Raw genomic sequence first — 20,379 nt, 5'->3', positions numbered from 1 at the left:
CTTCGCCCGGTTCGGCTCTACCGACCACCCCTCCCTTACCACCGGCCACTGCTCCAGCGCCGCCCGCGACTGCGAGATTCACGCGATTTTGACAGCCGAACCCCAACCATCGAGGAGTGCCGTGTCTTTTACTCCTTGAGAGTCTGGCGACCGTAAGGGGTGCAGCGCGTGGAGATCGGACCGGGTCTGGTCGAGCTTTGGTTCGGCTTGCGGCGCCGCGGCGGCGGGGTCTGGAGCTTTCTGACCGTGCGGATGCACTACAGGACCGCAGTCAAACTTGAACAAGAGCGCACCAAAGCAACGTTACTGATATTGCATGCAATACCTCAAGGAATCGAACTGTGGGAAGGTGACCAGAACGGGTTCCAACGAGTCATCAAGAAGTTGGAAGTTCAGAAGCAGCCACAACTGCCTAGCACAGGCGAGCGCCTTAGCAACCCAACTGTCCACCCGCAAACGGGCGCCATCTCAAACCACGCTCTGGAAGCATCGCCGTCAGCGAGAGAAGCACCCAAATGACCGACTCACCGTCGGGTGATGCAAGCTTTGAGAAGCTGTTCCACGCTCAGCAGCGTCGACTACTGGGCTACCTCATTGGAATGAGCGGTGATTTCCATGTCGCCGAAGACATACTCAACCAATCCTTTCTCGTGGTGTGGCGTCAATGGCACAGGCCAGAAATAAAAAGCGGAAGCCCGATTCCGTACCTATTCAAAGTAGCGCGACATCTCATGGTGCGTACGCTCGACCAGCGTCGTTACATACCGCAACCGGAAGCAGACTCAACTGAGGACCTCGCAGACACTGCCGAACCCGCCGAGGAGACAGCACTCCTCCGCAAACAGCTCCAATGGGCTCTTTCCCACCTGAGCCCACGGGAGCGAGAGGCAATCATCCTGCGCTATTACCTGGGCTACGGCTGCTCCATGACCGCGCAGATCATGTCCTCGAAGACCACCCCGATCAGTGTGGGAGCCGTGAAAAGATACGCCGCCGACGGCCGCCGCAAGCTGCGGGCACTTCTGGATCAGCAACACTTCGACGACGAAGGGGGGACCCAGTGAACAGCAACGAGACGCAGGACGAAAGACTAATCGCCCACAGGCTGGCAACCTTGGACGACACGGCGGGTGACCACTTGGCGGCCCAAAACCGCTTCTCGCGCCTCCAGCATCTTCTCATCCAGGCACAACAAGACCCTGCTGCGGCAGGACGACTCGACGCCATCGCCAACCTCGTCGAGGATCAGTTCCCCGGGCCTTCAGCCGGCGCAACGGATCCAACACAAGCATTGGATGAATTCATCGCCGAACTTGCCCAACTCCGCGCGGCGTGCGGGTATCCCAGCCTACGAAAGCTGACAGCCATCAGCCAACAAGTAGTGGTCCGCTTCCGCGAAGACCAACCAAACCTGTACCCGCTGTCAGCGTCAACTCTCAGCGATCACCTGGGCCGACGGCGCAAGCGCCCACCAACCTGGGACTGGGTCGCCTGCTTCATTCTGGCCTGCCATCACCACAGCAGCTTGGTCGGCCTGTCTAGGACGGATAATTCAGATCTGTCTGCACTGCTAGGATGGCGCGATCGGTACAGCGCAATGCAAACCTCAGCGGACGCTAGAACGCCGCGTCCTCAGGATCATTCAAGTCTTTACTATTAACCACATGGCACACCCGCACGGGCCAACTGCGCATTTCCCTCACCGGGATCACACTGTTGTCAACTAAAGTCGAACCGTCAGTTTGCATCCGAACCTCTATTCTCATTGAGAGGGATTCTCCCCGCTGGCTATGATATAGCGACAGCCGCATTTCTGGCGATCTTAGGCAGGCACACGGTCAGGTGGCCATTGTGAGGTAAACCAAAGTCGGCGCAACTCAAGGACGTCATCGAGTCCGGGGCACTCAGCTCGCCTACCAGCGAGAAGCCGGCTCCCCATGCAAGGTCTCGCTCGTGGATGGCTCCACAGCCCCTCTGGAAAGGCCAACTTTACGCAGGCGCGAGGGAGACCTACTCCGACTGCGGCAGTCTCATCCGCGGCGGCCCGCATACCAATACAATCCCAACTCACCTGCTCACACTCAAGGATCGACAGATCCTCGGGAAAGGTCTCCAGTCCGGTCACGAACCTCGTTAGCGGTCAAAGCGGAAGCCGAAGAGCCCTCCGGTTTCGTAAGCGTCGGTGAGCAGTGGCTCGATGATGTAAGGGTCCGCATCGAATCCCAACGCTTGCGCCTTGGCGAGATCGTCTTCATTGATGGTCACGATGTACTGCATGTTCTCCGCGTCCATCGTGTCGGCGGCGATCTGCAGGGCCCGATGCAGCTGGCGATCGTCGACTCCGTCGAAAAGGTGGCTGTCATGCACGAGGAAATCAGGCCCGCGGCCAGCCCGGTAAGCGATGACGGCGAGGGTGAGGTCGAAGCAGAAGATCGCCATGCGGTTGATTCCCTGGCTGACGTCACTGTCGATCTTCGGTGTGATCTTCAGACTGCTACGGCCAGGCTCGATCTTGAGGTATGAGGGCCTCGTCGTACCGTACAGACGCTGGGCGAAGTCATTGAACAGCACCGTGGCCTGGTCAGTCTGCCGATGGCGCTCCTGCAGATCAGTCTCGATGGCCCGCGTCAGCTCCAGTCGCGCGGTCTCAATCTCCCTGTTACTTGACTCGACTGCCTGTGCCGCTTCAAGGCGGTGCTGCAGTGCCCCGAGCGCGGCCTCTTCCTGCCCTAGTGCTTTCTGAAGCGTCGTCAAGGCTGTGAGTGCGCCCCCCTCGTTTAGCTGCTTAAGGATGCGGCTCTGCTCCTCCCCAAGCCGACCCCGTTCAGCTTCGCGGGCCTCCAGTCGTGCACGAGTGTCTCTAATTTCCTGTTCCAGGAAGATCCTTCGGTTGGCCACCACTGCCGCATGGAACTCACGAACGTCATCAAACCGCCGGAGCGTCCGCTCAGGAAGTTCAATCCCTAAGCCGTCATAGACGCCCCGTAGGTAACGGACCTCGGGATCGACGGCCTCCGCCACGGCACGCTCGAGATGATCAAGGTTTCGTCTGTCAACGGCGTCCTGCGCGCCGAGCTCCTGGATCCTGCGCGCGAGTTCGTCGGCACGATTCTTAAGCTCCTCGTACTGCGGCACGACCCGGAACTCCGAGATCTGCCGGTTCAGCCCATCGATCTTCGACGCGACGATAGCGATCTGCCCTCGTAGGTCGGCGCTCTTGCCGACAACCCGCCCCCAGACGGGATCGTCGACCGCCTTCTTCAGCTGATCGCGTGTCGCCTTCCGAGCTCCCAGATCCTGATATCTGGCCGCCAGATCGGAGTCCAGGCCCAGAAGGTAGGCCAGGCTCGGGGTGGCCTGTGCCTCGGGCTGACGCGCGAAGCTGCGAATCGCCTCGTTGAACCCATGATCCCCTACCTTGCGGATCAAGAAAGACAAAAGCGTCCGTCCGCTGACACCGGGGTGCTCGCCGACGAGCCCGAAGAGCACCGACTCAATGAGCGTCTGCCATTCGCCGAGTGGGACGGCGCAGGGATCGTCGGCGAAGACCTCGCCGAAAAGATCCTCACTTGGAGGTCTGAGACAGGGGTCAAGCGTGACCTTTTGCCCGCTCGCGCTCCTGCTCACCGACACTGCCTTGGAGGGATGAGCAGGCCAGTCAAGGTTCAGTGTGAACGTGATGCGCCGCAGGCTGGCCCGGTTAGCCAGGTGGTTGCGGTCGGCCCGTGCGCCGAGGAGGAAGTGCAAGAGCTCGACAAGGCTCGACTTGCCCACGCCGTTACGGCTATCCGTCGAGGACGATGCCGCCGTGCTGCGCGCGACGAGAAGATTGAGCCCCTCAGTGAACTCCACCGACTTGAAACGCTAATCGTCAGCGGAGAGCCGGCGCAGCATGATCCGTCCTCACCACCGTCAGTAGATCTTCGTCCAACTCCAGCACGCCGAGTGAGTACAAGGCGTCGAGCGCAAGTACGAACCAGCCGAAGGATAGCGGCGCTGGATGCCCGTTCACCTGTCGCCACTCCCGCAGCCTGGCCCACGCTTGACTCACCGTCAACGGCCGTTCGAGCTGAAGGACGATCTGTGCCCCGACCGCCAGAAGCGCACGATCCGGCGCGATACCTTTCGTCGGCGTGATCATGATGCTCCCGCCGCCGGTTCGTTCTCCTGCCAGCCCGGCGGCGGAATCTCGAAGATGTCGCACTGGTCGAAAAAGAACGCGACTACGACGTTGGCCGCATCGGCCCTGTCCCAGCGAGCCCCCGCCTGGCCCAGGACATATCGCTGCATTTGCCAGAGGATCTCGTCGGGCTGGTCACCGTACTCTTCACGCATGCAACGGTAGTACTGAGTGAACCCCTCCGCGACCTCGTCTTGCTCAGTGTGGTTCAGCAAGCCCTGGTAGTACTCACCGATCTGGTAGACGTACGGGCGCGCCTCCTGCAACTCGTGCTGCGCACGGGAGCTCAGCCGGTTGTAGTCCGCTTTTAGCGTTGACGGCAGCGCAATCTCTACCCGCGGTGCGTGCAGCGGCCGGTTGTCGGCCAGATGCCGCAGCAACGGCTCGATCTCCGCCATGCCAACGCTGTAGACGACATCATGGACCGGAATCTGATGGCCGAGAAGGTGTTCTGTTTCCAGTAGATCCAAGGGCAGCGCCTCGATCCATAGCTTCCGAGGGCCCATTTGCTGGAGCGCAACGACTTCCGCATAGTCCGGCTGCGTTTCAGCGATCAGGCCGGCCACCACTGGATGGACGCCCCGCTGATCGTTATGGACGAAAATGAAGGTTTCGAACTGCCCGGGACGCTGAGTCAAGGCGCTGTTCAGATCGCTGAGAAACTTGGCACGCACCTTCGAGACCTCGAATGTCTCCGGCGCATAGCACGCATAGAGGCGCCGATGACAGGCGCACAGCCCATCCCCTCCGAGATCGCCGATGTTTCCGTACGTCCGTATCGGCAAGTATCCCGGATGGCAGAGTTCCATGAGCCGATGCACGAGCTTCTCGAACTCGTTGCCGACGCTCTCCTCGACCATCGAGCGGAAGGCCGCCTGTGCATACTGCCTCTGATGCGGAAGCACAGCCGCCCTCCACCGCTCGAACACGGACCTATCGGCACCGTAGCCGCTCACAGAAGGCGTGTCACGAGGAGTCGAGCACCCGGCGAAAACAGAGCTTCGATAGCTTATCGGGCCTGCGTCTCATCCAGCAGTCCAGCACTACCTGGCCGTTGTCTCCGGCGACCCAATGGCTGAGACGTCGTCAGGGGGCCCTACCCCGACCTCTAACCTGCAGGAACACTGACATCTCCCGGCGCCCGTCCAACGGTCCGCTGCGGGTGGTTCGAGCCTCCAGTTCTGCAGACTTTCGGAAATCGCCCTCCCCCGCCTGCGACAACCTTTGCCAGCGACGACGATCTTCCTCACATGTCGTCGTCTGCAGGCCTAGACGCTGATCCCTAGATGACAGGCATCGCGATCGTTCGCCTTGGGAACAGCGCTCGGATGTGGGCCGGGGGGGCGGGACGCCGGCCTGGCATGTTCGCTCGCTGATCACTCGGGGACGCGGGTACCAACCGGCAAGCAGCGACACGGGATGGCACGCGGATGGGGCTGGATGCGGACAAGGCGTTAGCGTTTAACATCGAGAGGACCGATATGATACGAGAGCAGTGGGCTCTTAATCCGCAGGTTCGGGGTTCAAGTCCCTGACGGCGCGCCGCACCGACTAGGGCATTCATACTTATGTCGCGAATGCCCTCCAGTCTTTTCGGGGTGCTTCCTCTCCCATGACGCTCGAAGTTCGGTCACCAGAAACCGGACCCCGCCACTGGCACGAGCACCCCCACCCGACCGCCCATCCAACATGCCCATTCGGCGCCGTTCGCCGGAACCACGAAAGGAACGTCCCTGGGCGACGTCCGGGCAGCCAGAAACACTGTGTGCGCTGTCATTGGCCGCGGACATAGATCGGAACGAAGGGTTGGATATGACGTTCCGGGTGTACGGCTCGGTTTGGGACCCAGTCGGATGCACCTTTCGAGAGTGGTCGTTAATAGTCGATCGGTCGAGCGCCAACGTTCTTCTGAAGGTCGGCCGGGCATCCCCGGGGCGGCGCTGGCCACCTGGGGCGTCTTCCAGAGGGGGGATGGTCCAGCGCGACAACAGCCCGACGCCGACCCGCCTGATCTGAAGGCCCTGCCAGACGTGCAGTTGCCGTACGGCAAGGCGGTCCCATGACTAGCCTTATGAAGGCAAGCACCTGGCGCGAACGCGCTTGAGAGAGCGATCTCTCGCGCCCGGAGACCTGGGACGGTGATGCCTCGTGGATCCGGTTAGTACTTCGAAAGACCCCGAGCACGGGATGTCCGCAGAGCAGGTCGATCGGTTCCTGCATGAGCTGGGAGAGACCGTCGCCGCTCTGCGCGCCGACCACGAGTCGTTGGAATCACTCGCGGAGCAGTTGGATGACGAAGTCGAGCAAGGGCTGGAACTTCGTTACTCGGAAGACGGCCCGCCAGGATTCGTCGGGCTCGAACCGTCACAGACGCTGCTCTCGTTGCGGCGAGAACTCGCTGAGGAGTCGGCCCAGCGACATCGTGACGTCGTCCGCGGACTCACAGCCTGGTGGGCTGATGCCGCCCTCGTCGCGGCGGAGTCCATCATCCAGGGAAGCATGCCCGACCCCACCCGTATGGTCGCGGCCGATCCGTATTGGGTGATGTCGGCCGAAGATCTCGCCCGGCTCCCGGACATACCCGAGTCCGATCGGCGACTGGCCGAACTGGCGCTCTCGATGGCCACCGCACCGGGCCCGCCCCGGCGATCGGTACTTCTCGAACTTCGTCAGTGAGACCGAGAGACACATCAAGCACGTGGGCTTCGCTATTCGAAGGATGCCCGACGGACACGTCGGGCTCCTCGAAGACGGCGGCCCCGAAGCTCGGCGACGGCGTCTTTGGGGTGCGGTCTGGCAACAGCACCGTATGCCGCTCCTCCCCTGCACCAGCGACCTCGTCGACGCGCTGTCTCGCCATGGCCTCCCACCCGAAGTGATCCACGCGATTCACGAAGCCTCCAGCGCTGTGGATCTGGTCCTGGACGCCAAGGCGAGATCAGCCGAACTCGAACGTAGCCTCCAAACCGACGATCTGAGCGCCGAAGAAGAAGCAGCAGCCGAGGTCGAGTTTCTTCCCCTCCTCGCCCAAGCAGACATGGCAGACGATCTCCTCTGCTCCTACGCACTCACGTTGGCGGACAACCTTCCTGTCCTGCGCAACGCATGTAGGGCCGAATGAACAGACCAGATCGCGCAACGCGTTTTTGAAAACCCCTTTCACCCGAGGGGTCTGCGTTATAATGACGCCTCCGATCCGGGCTATTGGCCGCACCAATGGCACCAGCGGGACCTCGACTTCCCCGTCAGGGGGCTTGGACGCACCTCGCCCACCAGCGGACATTCAGTTGCCCTGGGCGCATGCTGCGCCCGCGTCCCGTCGTCCCGCAAGGGAGGGGCTCTCATGCCCGAAGACCTCCGCTCCCCAACCGTCCCGCTGGCCTTCCACTGCGAACACACCCGAGCCAAGAGCCGAGTCCTGGCACTCGTGTCTACCAACGCCGGACCGGCTTCCCTTCAGGCGGTTCTGACCTGCACAGACGCCGAAGTCGCCGCGAGCGCCGCCGCTGTCATTCAAGCCGCCTGGTTCAGCGGTCCCGGCCCAGCGGTCAGTGCCCAGGCTGCACGCGTCCTGGCGTTGCTTCCCGATGCTCCAGCCGCCTCCCTCCACCAATGCCTGGAACATGCGTTCGCCGGGACATGGCCAGATCGCGATATGAAGCCCTCCACCAGCAGATCAACCTGGGGCACAGACGAGATCGACGGAGAGATCGTTTCTCCGGCAACGGCTGACTGCAACGCAAGGTCGGCGGGTGAGAGACGCTTGGCCGACCTGCCCGGGACCGTCGTCCGAGTCACCACAATGATTGAGGTCCACGTCCACGAACCCAAACGACTCATCGCGGCAGCCCGGACCACCGGCTGGACGCCCCTCCAAGACGAAGGCGAAGAAGACCCCGATGATGTTCTAGACGCCGTCATGGCACTCGTCTATCCGCCAGAGGTCCCGGGCGGGGACAACGTCGGCAACGAGATGAGCGGAGAACTTCTCCTCCAGACACAGGGTGACGAACTCGCCGACTGGAGCCTGAACCCCATCACCACAAGCTTCAGTCACGGCTGGCGCCACCAGAACGCCGACGATGCACAAACCCCTGAAGATGCCTCCCCGGAGTTCGCTGAGCTCTTCGCTATCCCTGACTGCACTTGCGACGAGGAAGGTTGCCCAATATGCGATGGGTGGCACCTGACGCCACGTACTGCGGATCAACTGTTCACAGCCCTGGAGATCATGGCCGATCAGGCCTACGCAGATGCCGAAAACTTCGGTGACCGGCCGATCGACGAGAACGAGGCGTGGGAGTTCCTTGCCAGGCTGCCCCACATCACCCACCGGCAAGACCGAGACTGGCGCCGCCAGTTCGCCCGAGCCTGCCACGACCTCTGCGACGACCTCGCCAACGGTGGGCGCCCTCTGCCTCGCTGCCCAGCCGAAGAGATGGCCCTCCACCTAGCCCTCAGAGACGCCCCCGTCCACCAGGAGATGAACGTCGCCGGCAACGACCACGAAGGTCTTCCCGAGCGACGCGACGACTACGACTGGGATGGCTGCTCAGAGTTCCTTTTCCAAGACCACGACATCCTGTGGCTCTTCGACTCCGACTACGACGGCAGCGAGGATCCCCGATCAGAACTGAACCGAGAACTCGCCATCGGCGATCTTCGCCCGGCAGCCTGGTTCAAAGCCTTTGGAAACATGGAGGCCCGCGATCCTCACCGCGGTTTCCAGCGTTAGCTGCATTCGAGCAACGAAGCGGTTCTGTTCGGCCTGCCCAATGCAGGGCAAGCCGAACGCTGACCGGGGGGGGCGGTGTCGGCCGAGAGAGGGCTGGGCGCAGGATCGGCAGCCCGGGATCGCTGCGCAGAACAAGCCCGCAAACCCTCGGCGACACCGCGCCACCACACCGCCTGCAGACCGACCTCACCTCACCCACTGGCATCGCGCCCGCAACCGACCCGTGACCCGCTCAGCGCACCAAGCCGACGCCTGCTCAACCGTTTATCCAAATGCTGGTCGATTCGCAGAACAGGAGGTCCCGGAGGGAGCGGAAGACATAGTCGACGGGCGGGTCGCGGTTCTCGTCACCGGGTCAGGGCGGCTGCGGTCCCCGGCCGACAGGGCAGCAGTCAGTCCCGTTCGCGAGTACTCAACGGCGATCGCACTCGACGGGTCGACGGAGTTTCTGTCACCGGTGGCGCTGCTCGCCAGCGACGGTCACTACTGGGGCGGACTCGACTACCGGACATCTGGCCGCAGCGGACCACCTCTCGGTCGCCCGCTTTGATACCGAGCTGAGACTGCGATGGCCGACTCACCGAGGAACTTAGGGGGTCGCCGGGAATCGAGTTGATCAAGGACTCTCACGTGTGCAGCCCTGGCGTGCGCCCGCTCCCCAAGATCTGCAGCCTCGGCCTCGCGTGGAGCGACCTACAAGTTGCGATCATGAGCAGCACTTCAAGGCGCCGCTTCTTATTGAGTGATACTGCAGGCATCCACTCAACAAACTCACCAAGTGATTAGATGGGCGCCAACTTCAAAATGTTCAACAAACGAACGAATGAACCCTTGAGATTGAGTCGACAATGGCGGGGATTGGTCTTGAGTGAATGCCGCGTATCTGGTCAATGCGGATAGCGCTTCCTCTCGCTCCCCTTCCAGCATCGCCAGTATCGCCAACGTTCCCTCTTCATTTTGTGATCGATTCCGCCCATTGAGGAATCTTCTAATATCTCCCAGTGAGCCAAAACTGCTCAAGAAGGGAATGCCAAGTCGCTGAAAATCCTCCACAATATTCTCACCTACACGATCTGCATCGCCGATAGAGAAGGCTGTCCATCGCTCATTAACAGTAGACTCATCTCGTGGCGTGAACTGCAACAGGTCACACCCTACTGTTGAGGTAAATTTGGTCGACGAAGGCGAACGCCCGAGAAACTTCCCTCTCAGATCGGATGTCTCGGAGTGGCGAATGCCCAGCAGCGGAAGAACGGCTACTGAGTTGGCCTCTCTATTGAAGGAGATATTGATAAAAAACTGAGGGACGATGGCGTCGTATCGAGATGGCAAGAACAGGTCGCGTTTCTTGCTGACCCTGTTCCAGCCGACAAGCTTTAGTTGATCTGCGACCGCAGATTTACAAACATCGGTCATGGATTGCAATCGGGACACTTCCAAATATCAAATTCAACGCGCATTGACATGACGTCGCCATGGTTAAAGCCAAGACCTTCAAGCTTATCAGTAGCGAGTCGTGCTCCACCACCTTGCAACTCCGGGTACCCAAGCATTTGATTGTCGGTTAGCCTGCCTGTTCCAGTCTTTGCGTCAATCGCCACCCAGTTTCCGCTGGGGTCGCGAGCTACGAAGTCTGGTCTGAAGATCTTTCCAGCACTGTTTCTGAAGGACACCTCTGACACGATGTCAGTATATCCTCCCGCAGCCAACGCGTCGCTAGAAGCGCCTTCTCCAAGACGTCCGTGGGAACGTCCAGTAACAGGGCACTTGTCGTTGTGAGCAAGAACCGAAATCGATCCCGCAGTAACGTAGAAGCTGTGGTACTCCGCGACTGTCAGGTCATAGACGGTTCTATCACCACTATACTGGATTGCCGCTTGAACCCTTACAGCAAGACCGTCAGGGCTTAGTAGTTCACTGCCTTTACTGAGCTGACTCGCATGCACCCGATCCTTGGCTGTGAGACTCCAAAAGCGATGATGCTCGGTCGCATAAATTAGCCCGCTGCCGCCAGCTTTCTTGGTGGCAGCGATCGTAATTTGAATAATGCCGTTGTAGCGAGTGCCTGAGTAGGCGGCAACTACTGATCTCGCCTCTGTACTTCTGGTTTTGGGGTTAGTGGACAAAACTCTGTCACCAGGTTTGATTTTTTCGATGGGTTTGGTCTTACCGTTGGCGAGGCGGACTCGGGTGCCTTGAGTGAAGCTGTTGCAGCCGGTGGGCACTGCGTCAGCGGCTGCTTGGGCGGTTTTGGCGGCTTGTTCGGCGGCTTTGATGCCTCGGTTGGCTTTGAACCAGTCTTTGATGCCGCCTGCGATGTCGGAGACGGCGTTCGCGAGGCGTTTGAGGAGGGCGCCGGCCTTTTTCCATTTGAAGGGGTTGGCGTATTTGGCGAGGAGTTTGGTGGCGAAGCCGCCGGCCGCGCTGGTGATGATGTTGAGGAGGGTTTCACCGCAGGCACCCAAGTCGCCCTTGGTGAGGCAGTCGAAGCCGGCGGTGATGCCGAGTTCGTCGGCGGCGATCTTGGCGATGACCTTGACGGCGTTGATGACCCGGGCTTGGGCCTTGTCGACGCGGGCGCGCATCTCCTTGGCCTGCTGGTTGAGGATCTGGACCTGGTTGGTGACTTGCCGTCTGGCCAGTTCGCGGCCGCGTTGGATGAGGTCGGGGTAGTAGGTCTGGTTCTGGTTGCGGGGTGTGTCGTTCGTGATGCGGGGGCTGGTGTTCTGACATTCGCTGGGCTGGGCGCATGCGCGCAGGCCAGAAGCGTCGCTCTTGGTTACTGGGGTGTTGCCGGCGTAGGCGTAGCCGTTCATGGCCTGGGGGTCGCCGGGTTGGAAGATGGGGTCTACGGAGGCGAAGCGTCCGGTGTCGGGGTCGTATTCGCGGGCGCCGACGCTGAGCATTTTGGTGTTGGGGTCGGGGGTGCCGCCGACGAAGGCTTTGGTTCCCGGCCAGGTGCTGGGGTCGGTGCGGAGCTGTCCGAAGGGCAGGTAGCGGCGACGTTGGACCTCTTGGGTCTTGGCGTCGATGGCGATCTGAGCGCTGCCCTGGCGGTCGGGCATGAGCCAGGTCAGGCCCTTGGCCGTGCGGACCGCGATGACCGAGTCGCCGTGGTTGTAGTAGCGGGTGCCCGTGACGCCACCGGCTTGGAGTTTGAGTTCCTGGCCATCCAGGAACAGGGTGCTGGTGCCGTCGGAGTCGCGGCGGATCAGCTGGTTGCCGTTGGCGTCGTGCAGGTAGGTGCTGGTCTTGGTGCCGCCGTTGCCGTCGGGCTGGGTGACCTTGGCGATGCGTCCCTCGGCGTCCCAGGTCAACTTCTGGTCGTCGCCGCCGACTCTGCGGTTGGTGGTGTTGCCGGTCTTGTCGTAGTCGTAGGTGTTCTCCGACGTGCCGGATTCGGGGACGCCCGGCCCTCCCCAGGTGGTCGAGACCGAGGTGAGGGTGTGCGGCTGGCCCTTGTTGTTGCCGTTGTAGGTGTAGGCGTTGGTGCGGTCTTTGGTGGTGTCGCCGGTGACGTCGTGGTTGGTGCTCTTGGTGCGGTTGCCGATGGCGTCGTAGGAGTAGGACTGCCAGTACGGCTGGGCTCCGCCGAGGATCTGCTGGGCGTTGTCCTTGGTCGGTGCCTGGGCGCAGTCGTCGGTGGCGGTCCATGCCTGGGTCAGGCGCTGCAGGTGGTCGGAGGTGAAGCACTGGACGTCGGACGGCCCGGTCGCGGGGGTGTCGGCGACCTTGGTGACGTTGCCGGCGGGGTCGTAGGTGTAGTTGATGTCGGCGTCCGCGGAGGGGACGTTCTCGCGGTCGGTGCGGGAGCGGATGAGTCGGCGGGTGGCGTTGTCGTAGTAGTTGGTGAGCCAGACCCACTTGGAGGTGTAGGTGCCCAGCGACAGTTGGGAGAGCTCTCCGAAGTCGGTGTAGGCGGCGCCCTTGGCATAACCGTCGAGACCACTGGTGGTGGTGGCGCGGCCGAGGTTGTCGTAGCCATAGGAGACGGTTTCCGCGGCGAGGTCTCCGGCCGCGGGCATGGCGTGGGTGTCGAGGCTGCCGTCGAAGTTGTAGGTGAGCTTGGTCTGGTACGTCTTGGCCAGGTTGCCCTCGGCGGCAGGGATGGTGACCTGGCTTTCCAGGGGACGGTACGCGGCGTCGTACTTGGTGACCTCTTGCTTGTACGCCTGGTCACCGACCCAGCGGATGGACGCCGACGGCATGCCCAGACCGCCGACGACCTGGTCGTAGGTCCATTCGGCCAGCTTGGTCTCGGTGCCGTCGCCCTGGACCTGGTGCTGGAAGGTCTTGCGGCCCAATGCGTCGTAGCTGAATTTCAGGACGCGGTTCTCGGCGTCTGTGGACTTGGTGAGGCCCCCGGCGGCGTTGTATTCGAGTTTGGTGAGGCCCTTGTCGGGGTCGTCGACGGCGGTCTTCCGGCCGCGGAGGTCGTGGGTGTATTTCCACTGGTTCCCGGCAGGGTCGGTGACCGTGGCCAGCTCGCCCGCGGGGGTGTAGGTGTACTTGGTGGCGTCGTAGGTCGCCGGGTCGTCGCTGACCGTGCCGCTCTTGTGCTGGCGCAGTTCGACGCTCTTGCCGCGGGCGTTGGTGATCGTGGTGGTGAGCGTCCCGCCGCGCGGTGGGGTGACGGTGGTCCGGTCGCCGCCGTAGGCGACAGTGGACCCCCACTGTTTTGTGGCGAAGCTGTAGAGCGTGCTGGCAGTGGGTCGTTCGGCGCCGTCGTAATTCACCAGAGTCTGGCGGGGGACGCTGTTGTCCTGGACGGGGGTGAGCAGCGTGGTTCCGGGTGCGCCTGTCTTGTCCAGATAGGGGTGGTTGGTCTTCCAGGCCAGTCCGCGAGCGTCGTAATAGGTGTCGGTCAGGACGCGGCCTGTGGCGGTGGCGGGTGCCTGGGTCTGCCGCGGACGCAGTTGACCGTCGTAGAGCTGGTGGGTCGCCTTCTGCTGCCCGTTGGGCATGAGCTCTTTAGCGGTGATGGCCGTCGGGGCGGCCGCACTGACCTGGTAAGTGAACTCGGCGTTGGGCGTCCTGTCGGTGGGACGACCGGGACCCCATGCCTTGATCAGGCGCCCGATCGCGTCGTAGTGCATGGTGCTGGAGTTGCCGTTGGCATCCTTGGTGAGGGTCGGCAGTCCCCAGGCGGGTTCAAGGGTCTGGGTGGAGCTCTGGTTGAGCGCGTTGGTGACCGTCCGGCCGGTCACCACACCTCCGGCGGACGTGTAGCCGGTAGTGGTCTTGTTGTTCAGCGCGTCGTAGGTCTCGCTCTGGCGGCCGAGCCCGTCGTAGACCGTGCGGGTCGTGGCGACGTAATTGGGTTCACCGTCGGTGTAACCGTCGGCTTCCTCGGTTTTGGTGGGCTCGCCGTAGTTCAGGTCGTAGGTGGTCTTGACATCGCTGACGGCGTCATTGGGGAATGAGGGGGTCTGGTCGCAGGGCTTGGACACAGCCCAGGTCCGGTCCGGGAGCCCCCAGATTCCTTTGGTGGCGTTGGCGGTGTAGGTGGTCTTGGTGCAGAGGTCATCGTTGCCGCCCGCGGCGGCGCCGACGTCGCCCTTGTCCCATTCCTGTTTAACGGTTCCGTCGTCGTTGAAGTCCGTGACGACCTCGGTGCGGCGGTAGGCATCGGGCGCGCTGAGAGCGGTCCGGGTTCGGGTCTTGGCGGTGTCGGTCCGCCAGGCCTCGTTGTCTCCGCGCTTGGCGGTGGGGCCGTGGTCCCAGGGCGTGTTGATCGTGCCGGAGAGTTCTCCGCCGGATTCCTGCTTGTAGCTGATCTTTTCGCGCAGGAAGCCCTGGAGGTGGTCGCGGTCGGCGATCTCGGTGCCCTCGGAGTCGACGATCTTCACCGGGGGCTTGGTCGCCGATCCGTCGGCTTTGGAGCGGTCGCCGTCCATGCCGCGGAAGTACAGGTGGTCGGTACGCGTCCTGGGCGTGCCGTTGCCGCCGTGCAGCGTTCTGACCTTGGAATAGCCGCGCCATTCGGACCAGGTCTTGTAGCGCGCGGGTGTCAGGGCGTCGTCGTCGGCGAAGTGCCAGGCGGGCGCGTCAAGGTATTCGTAGTGAGTGATCTCCGCGGGAGCGCCACCGACGTAGTCGGCGTTGTTGACCTCCTTGACCACGTACTTGTGCATCCAGTCCGTGATCAGGTCGTTGGGGTCGGTCGCGCCGGGCCGGACGGTACGTTGCGGGAAGCACAGCCGAGTGTTGGTCTCCGGCGTGGGATAGGAGGCCTTGGTGCAGTCCACGCCGGAGTAGGTGATGTTGGTGGCCCCGCCGTGCTCGTTCTCGATGCCGGTGAGCCGCCATTTGATGAAGGCGGGCAGGCTGTCGCCAATGCCGTCGACGCGGTTGGGCATCTGGCTGTAGCCGAACTTGATCTTCGGGAGGGCGACTTCTCCCCCGACGATGTTGGCGCCGCTCACCTTGCCTTTATGGGTGATGCCGTTCAGCCTCAGCGAGGGGTCGGAGGTGTCTCCGGCGGCGGTGATGGACTGGTCGAATTCCCAGCTGTCGACGGGCTTATAGCTGGTCCCGTTGAGTACCTGCGTCGAGATGCCGGCCAGGCGTTTGCGAGTCCAGAACGTGGGCGAGAACTTGTTGGTGCAGGTCGCGTCCTTGGCGCAGTGCTGGTCGACCGGGACGTCCGGCCAGTTGGCCTTGTTGGCCAAGGTGAACTTCGCGTCGGTGCATTCGGTAGCCGCCTTGAAGCAGCGCTCCTGGACGTCGAAGACGGTCTGCTGGGGCGCCTTGGCGGAGAAGATGGTGTCGTGCCGGAGCCCGTAGTCGATCCGGGTCAGGTAGCCGCCCCGGACATAGGGAGTGCCCGGGCTGGCGACCTTGTTCTTGGCGTAGTAGTTGGTCTCTGTGCCGTACCACAGCGACATGGCGTTGCCGCGGGGGTCGACCACGTAGTCCAGGTTCCAGCGCCAGGCTTGGTTGCAGAAGGAGTCCTTGAACCCGGTGGACTTGTTGCAGGGTTCGTTGGCGTCGTCGCCGGCGACGGGAACCGTCCACGTGGACTTGGTTTCGGGGTTGCCGGTGGCCCATTTGGGCAGGCGGTTCAGCCCGAAGTAGTACTGGGTGCCGTCCGAGACGGTGACCCGCCAGTGCTCACCGTTGTCATCTCCGTTGGGGACGCCCGTCAGCCGTTCGATCTTGGAACCGTCGTCGGTCTTGGGGCGCCACGCCCCAGACGTGGCGTCCTGGATGAGTTCGACCGAGTTGCCGTTCAGCGACATCGTGGCGTTGAAGCCACCCCAGCACTGGTCGCCCGGAGGCGGGTTGCCGCTCTGGCCGTCATCGGAGCAGGTCTTGTACTTGCGCTCGATGTAACCGGGCCAGTAGTCGAAGCCCTCGCCCAGCCAAGAGGTCTGATTGTTCGTGGAGGACGTGCGTCCGTCCACACTCGACGAGGAGTACGACAGACCGACCTTCGGCGTCGGCCCCGACACCGAAGGCACCGTCCGGATCGGATAGGACCAGTTGAACGATCCCGCCTGGTTCGAGACCTGCCATGTGGACGATGGCGACAACGGCGTGGCGGCGAAGTCACCAGAGGGGCCGGACGCGCCCGCCGCGACAGCGAACATCGCGGGTGCGGCGCCGTTGAGGGCCAGATCGACGTCGGCACTGATCTGACCGCTCCGGGCGTCGTTCCGCGTTCCCGCGACAGGCTGTGGTTGACAGTTCGGGTCACCGGAGTTGGTAAGCGCGCAGTCGGGCAAGCGGACAAGCCTCAGCCGCTGAGCCCAGCTCGCCCCTCGCGCGTTACGAAAACCGTTGTAGTCGACCCTGAGGGAGACCTTCGAGGTCTGGGCATCCCGTACTGGATCGGTTCTGCCGTCCGACGCCGCGCCCACTCTGAGCAGGACGCCATCAAGTCCGGCCTTCTTGGCGGTCTTGATGTCAAGGAGTTCGACCTTGACCTTGCCCGGCGGTGCGACCCTGGGTCGCTGCTGTCCGCTGGTCTGCGGGCCTCCGACCCACACCGGCAAAGAGCCGGCTCGAACGGACGGCATCTGAGTCCCAGAGCTCCGCTGGTCCGCTCCCGCCCGTGCCGTCAAGTCGACCAGCGCTTGGCTCGCCTTAGGCCACTCCCCTTTCAAGGAAGGCTGCTTCTCGGCCGGAGTCCTGATCTAGTGCCCCTTCACCGGCACCTTGCGGGTCTTCACCGATCGCTCTTGCTGGGTCTTTGGACGCTTATCCTCGCGAGGCTTGGGATAAGCGCTGGCCGGCACCGGCCCCACCAGCCCGGCGACCAGCGACACCGCGATCACTACGATCAGGCACGCCATCCGATGTCCCGACCACCACGCACTATTCAGCCAGCCACGCACGATTCCTCCGGGGCCTTGCACGCATCCAATGAACGTTCAGCGGACGCGGACAAGCGACAGCGGTGATGCGGGCTACGCGTCCGGCACGCCCACAGCACCCGGCAAAGATCAGGGACTAACCACGGGAAGCCGCACGTTGGGGTTCGCGTCTACCTTCACCAGATCTTCAAGCGTCTGACTGAAGGCGCCGGGGTAAATGTGCACGTCCTGGATATGACCATCCAGGTAGTCGGTGTACCTGTCGTTGTACCAGGTGCGGCCCACTTGAACGCTGCCACCGGCACTCCATAGCGCACGGAATCCACCCGGCTGCGAAGCGTCGCTCTCGCCGACATTCTTTCCGTTGACGTAGAGGCTGAGAGTCCCATGGGTAGCGTCATAGACCCCGGCCAAGTGCGTCCAGACTCCCTGTTCAGCCGGGTATTCCGTATTCGACATGGATCGGCGCGCATTGTAGTCCGAGTCTGACGGCAGCAGATCTTTTTCGGTCATGATGAATGACCAGCGCCTGTCCGTGTCGCTGATGTACTTGTAGTACAGCGAGAACCCCGCGCCGTGCACACCTGCCTGGCTCACCACTGCCATGTTCCGCCTCGGTAGACTTCGCAGGTTCACCCAAGCGGAGACGGTGAAGCTCTGATCCGTGCGTATGACCGGCACCTTCGCTCCAGGGTTGTTGGGGCAGGAGACCACCGTGGCGCTGGTGTTTCCGCACGCAGTAATGCCGTCGAAGACGATCGCCTTCCCGAGACCGGGACGGCCCTCAGCCCAGGCCGCCGGGGCCCCGAACATCAAGGGATGACCTTTGCCGGAGAGGTCCTGGCTCACTCCACCAGACCCCTCACCCATCGTCCAGAATCCCGCGCTCATCTTGGGACAGGGTCGGTAGGCACCTTCACCGCAGTCGACAGCCTGAACATTGAAGGTAAACGGAAAGAGCGATCCGCCAGTATTTCCGGCCAGGTTATAAGCCTTAACATAAAGAACAGTCGGGCCGAACTGCGAAGGCGTCACTCTGATCTTGGCCGTCCTGTCGGCGTCGGTGCCCGCGTCGACCCGGGTAGTGACCTGATCATGCCCTAGCGACCACTGGTAGTAGGCCACGTCGTTCGCCGCACCGACCGGAGGGGCCTTGAGTTCGAACCACCCCGGCTGATTGACTCCGCCCCGCCAATTGACGGCATCATAAACCGGTTCACTCTCCCCATCCCCCGCCACCGGGGTGATGATGACTTTCTCATCCGGCACCGTGGCATCAGACTTGAAGAAGCATGTATTGCTCCAATAGCCGACGCCTTGCTCATCCATCTTCCAAGTGTCGTATGAGCGTGCCTTCACGTAATACGTTCCGTTGGCGAGGCTCTGGCTCTTGTCTTGAGGAATTTCTGTTTGCCAAATACGACCCGAATAGTCGTCGTGAGCGTCGAAGGGCGACCCGAGTTGGGTGTAGGTCTTGGTGGCTGGATCATACTTACCCCACTCGAACTCCATCGCGGTCAGCTTCTGCCCCTTCACGCCATCGGGATCAGTACCGACGGCCGTCACCACGGGCGCCTGCCGTTCAGAGATCTTGCCGATCAACGGCCAAGTCGTCGCTGAACACGCCTTGCCGCTGATCTTCATCTGAGACGGCTGGTTAGGGCGCTGGTTGTAATAGATGGACAGCTTGGGGTCGAGCTTGTAACGCATCCAGGAACTGTTACTGCCCTCGCTGTCGCTCGGAGCCTTGAGCCCGAGCGCCAAGCCGTTCCAACCACCTGCCGCCGCCCGCCGCGTCGCGGCCAAGGCATTGAACTCCAGTGACTTGGACCCGCACCCGTCATGCCCGAGCGAGGCGTTACGAGTGTCCTGCCGCACCAGCCACTGGTCCGAACCCGTGAAGTTGTTCCAGGTCTCGTTGCCGTTGATCCCGGAGATCTGCCAGAGCTCCACATCGGGCTTGGCCGTGCACGACCAGTCCGACGTCCAGGTCCCGGTGATCGAGAAGATCGCCTGCCCCACGTAGGCGCCCTTGGGCAGCGGGTCGACGTTCATACCGAACAGCGACCGGATCGGGCCGGCCGAGTCGTAGCTTCCCGATCGAGGCGGGAAGGGGGTGCCGTCGCTGTACTTACAGGAGTTGTCCCAGCACACGTTGCTGGGATGAGATCTGTCGATGTAGCCCCAGTGCGCCCGCCCCCCGGTGAAGTCGGGGTCGATGTACACGGGGAACTTCGTCGCCGGATCCGCGAGCATCTTCTGATCCGGCGAGATCGACAGGGAGTCCGGCCCGATCTGCGTCGGCATCTCCACCGGAGGCGTACCGGTCTCCAAAGCAGACCCGCTTCTGGTCCGCTGGGCCGGGACGACGTGGCTGGAGTCCCACATCTTCGGCGAGCTCGCATGGAACACCCGGCGCCCGGCGGCATCGACCGCGTCGACACCGTTACGGCCATCCGACTTCAGCGACACCCCGCTCGTCCGGGTGCTGAACTTGATCTGGGTCAGCGCCGGATTCTTCGCCGCCTCAGGTGTCTTGACGACCAGGACCTCGCTGTACCCGAACATGGTGGCCGTGACCTTCAGATCCACGTCCGGCAGAACCGAGGGATAGGTGGCCGTCGCCCCGTCGATCGTTGGCTCGGGCAGCCCGCCCTGCCAGCCCAACTGCAGCGAGTGCTGGCCCGTCCGATCAACGAACGAGATCAACGGCGAAGCCCCGCCGCCGGAGAAGGTCACGTTCGCCGGGCTCGCGGCAGGTGCAATGCACCGTCAGACCGCTTCTTGAGCGTCAGATCGATGCCGACCCAACTCCCGTCAGACCGACGCACCCGCTGCGGAAGCCCTGCCACCTCCAGCTTCGAGGTCCCATCGGGATTCGCCCACGTGGTCGACGTCTCAGTACGCAGGGCCGTCGCCTCGACCGGCTCACCCGTCCTCTTGGCCTCCAGACCAGCCGCGGCCTCCGACCCCTCCGGCGGCGCGGGAGGGCCTGCCTCCGCAAGAACCGAAGGGACGGAAACCACCTGCAAGAACGCCAAGGTAATGCCCGCCACGAGCAACATCGCCATCGGTCGACGAGATTTCCGCCGCCTCAACACCCGACCCGACCGATGTGGCAACCCATCGACAGCGGACACAAGGGC

13 protein-coding genes are annotated in these 20,379 nt (G+C 62.6%); 6 read left to right on the top strand and 7 right to left on the bottom strand.

Going from position 1 to position 20,379, the window contains the following annotated elements:
- Positions 1-168: 168 nt before the first annotated feature.
- Genes ACQPY4_RS10630 through ACQPY4_RS10620 form a run of 3 tightly spaced genes read left to right on the top strand, consistent with a single transcriptional unit; the run spans position 169 to position 1,660 of the window.
- Positions 169-519: a hypothetical protein gene (locus ACQPY4_RS10630; RefSeq protein WP_433335019.1), complete on the top strand. Its 351-nt coding sequence runs from the start codon at positions 169-171 to the stop codon at positions 517-519.
- On the top strand, positions 516-1,064 hold the full coding sequence (locus ACQPY4_RS10625) for an RNA polymerase sigma factor (protein WP_433335017.1): 549 nt from the start codon (positions 516-518) through the stop codon (positions 1,062-1,064). The genes ACQPY4_RS10630 and ACQPY4_RS10625 overlap by 4 nt, the downstream gene beginning before the upstream one ends.
- Positions 1,061-1,660, top strand: coding sequence for a hypothetical protein (locus tag ACQPY4_RS10620; protein WP_433335016.1), 600 nt, complete (start codon positions 1,061-1,063; stop codon positions 1,658-1,660). Before ACQPY4_RS10625 ends, ACQPY4_RS10620 begins: the two co-directional genes overlap by 4 nt.
- Positions 1,661-2,133: 473 nt before the next feature.
- Here the strand turns inward: ACQPY4_RS10620 and ACQPY4_RS10615 are convergent, their stop codons facing one another.
- Genes ACQPY4_RS10615 through ACQPY4_RS10605 form a run of 3 tightly spaced genes read right to left on the bottom strand, consistent with a single transcriptional unit; the run spans position 2,134 to position 5,085 of the window.
- The gene (locus ACQPY4_RS10615) at positions 2,134-3,852 is read right to left on the bottom strand and encodes an ABC-three component system protein (protein WP_433335014.1); all 1,719 of its coding nucleotides are present in this window, start codon (positions 3,850-3,852) and stop codon (positions 2,134-2,136) included.
- A gap of 19 nt (positions 3,853-3,871) precedes the next feature.
- Positions 3,872-4,141 (bottom strand): ABC-three component system middle component 6, encoded by a 270-nt coding sequence (locus tag ACQPY4_RS10610; RefSeq protein ID WP_433335012.1) that lies wholly within the window; start codon positions 4,139-4,141, stop codon positions 3,872-3,874.
- A complete protein-coding gene (locus ACQPY4_RS10605; RefSeq protein ID WP_433335010.1) occupies positions 4,138-5,085 on the bottom strand; it encodes an ABC-three component system protein in 948 nt (315 codons plus the stop codon). Before ACQPY4_RS10605 ends, ACQPY4_RS10610 begins: the two co-directional genes overlap by 4 nt.
- Positions 5,086-6,367: 1,282 nt before the next feature.
- On the opposite strand from ACQPY4_RS10605, the gene ACQPY4_RS10600 reads away from it, so the two are divergent.
- The 3 genes from ACQPY4_RS10600 (at position 6,368) to ACQPY4_RS10590 (ending at position 8,915) form a co-directional block, all read left to right on the top strand.
- Complete coding sequence (locus tag ACQPY4_RS10600; RefSeq protein ID WP_433335008.1) at positions 6,368-6,856, top strand: hypothetical protein; 489 nt, start codon at positions 6,368-6,370, stop codon at positions 6,854-6,856.
- Positions 6,857-6,899: 43 nt separating this feature from the next.
- The gene (locus tag ACQPY4_RS10595) at positions 6,900-7,301 is read left to right on the top strand and encodes a hypothetical protein (protein ID WP_433335007.1); all 402 of its coding nucleotides are present in this window, start codon (positions 6,900-6,902) and stop codon (positions 7,299-7,301) included.
- Between the two features lie 222 nt (positions 7,302-7,523).
- Entirely contained in the window at positions 7,524-8,915 is a 1,392-nt protein-coding gene (locus ACQPY4_RS10590; protein WP_433335006.1) for a hypothetical protein, read from the top strand.
- A 771-nt stretch (positions 8,916-9,686) separates the two neighbouring features.
- On the opposite strand, the gene ACQPY4_RS10585 is transcribed toward ACQPY4_RS10590, so the two are convergent.
- The 4 genes from ACQPY4_RS10585 to ACQPY4_RS10570 all read right to left on the bottom strand — a co-directional run bounded on the left by ACQPY4_RS10585 (position 9,687) and on the right by ACQPY4_RS10570 (position 19,972).
- Positions 9,687-10,331, bottom strand: coding sequence for a hypothetical protein (locus ACQPY4_RS10585; RefSeq protein WP_433335005.1), 645 nt, complete (start codon positions 10,329-10,331; stop codon positions 9,687-9,689).
- Positions 10,328-16,936, bottom strand: coding sequence for a polymorphic toxin-type HINT domain-containing protein (locus ACQPY4_RS10580; protein ID WP_433335003.1), 6,609 nt, complete (start codon positions 16,934-16,936; stop codon positions 10,328-10,330). The genes ACQPY4_RS10585 and ACQPY4_RS10580 overlap by 4 nt, the downstream gene beginning before the upstream one ends.
- Before the next feature lie 117 nt (positions 16,937-17,053).
- Positions 17,054-17,212, bottom strand: coding sequence for a hypothetical protein (locus ACQPY4_RS10575; RefSeq protein ID WP_433335001.1), 159 nt, complete (start codon positions 17,210-17,212; stop codon positions 17,054-17,056).
- Positions 17,213-17,362: 150 nt separating this feature from the next.
- A complete protein-coding gene (locus tag ACQPY4_RS10570) occupies positions 17,363-19,972 on the bottom strand; it encodes a LamG domain-containing protein (protein WP_433334999.1) in 2,610 nt (869 codons plus the stop codon).
- Positions 19,973-20,379: the final 407 nt, after the last annotated feature.

Origin of the sequence: Spirillospora sp. CA-294931 (genome assembly GCF_050946795.1) — a bacterium.
Classification (GTDB): Bacteria; Actinomycetota; Actinomycetes; order Streptosporangiales; family Streptosporangiaceae; genus Spirillospora.
This window is presented reverse-complemented; position numbering and strand designations above follow the sequence as displayed.

Coding starts and splice junctions, on each gene's coding strand:
- ACQPY4_RS10625 (WP_433335017.1), top strand. CDS start 516: ATGACCGACTCACCGTCGGGTGATGCAAGCTTTGAGAAGCTGTTCCAC.
- ACQPY4_RS10610 (WP_433335012.1), bottom strand. CDS start 4,141: ATGATCACGCCGACGAAAGGTATCGCGCCGGATCGTGCGCTTCTGGCG.
- ACQPY4_RS10600 (WP_433335008.1), top strand. CDS start 6,368: ATGTCCGCAGAGCAGGTCGATCGGTTCCTGCATGAGCTGGGAGAGACC.
- ACQPY4_RS10595 (WP_433335007.1), top strand. CDS start 6,900: ATGCCCGACGGACACGTCGGGCTCCTCGAAGACGGCGGCCCCGAAGCT.
- ACQPY4_RS10590 (WP_433335006.1), top strand. CDS start 7,524: ATGCCCGAAGACCTCCGCTCCCCAACCGTCCCGCTGGCCTTCCACTGC.
- ACQPY4_RS10585 (WP_433335005.1), bottom strand. CDS start 10,331: ATGACCGATGTTTGTAAATCTGCGGTCGCAGATCAACTAAAGCTTGTC.
- ACQPY4_RS10580 (WP_433335003.1), bottom strand. CDS start 16,936: ATGCCGTCCGTTCGAGCCGGCTCTTTGCCGGTGTGGGTCGGAGGCCCG.
- ACQPY4_RS10575 (WP_433335001.1), bottom strand. CDS start 17,212: ATGGCGTGCCTGATCGTAGTGATCGCGGTGTCGCTGGTCGCCGGGCTG.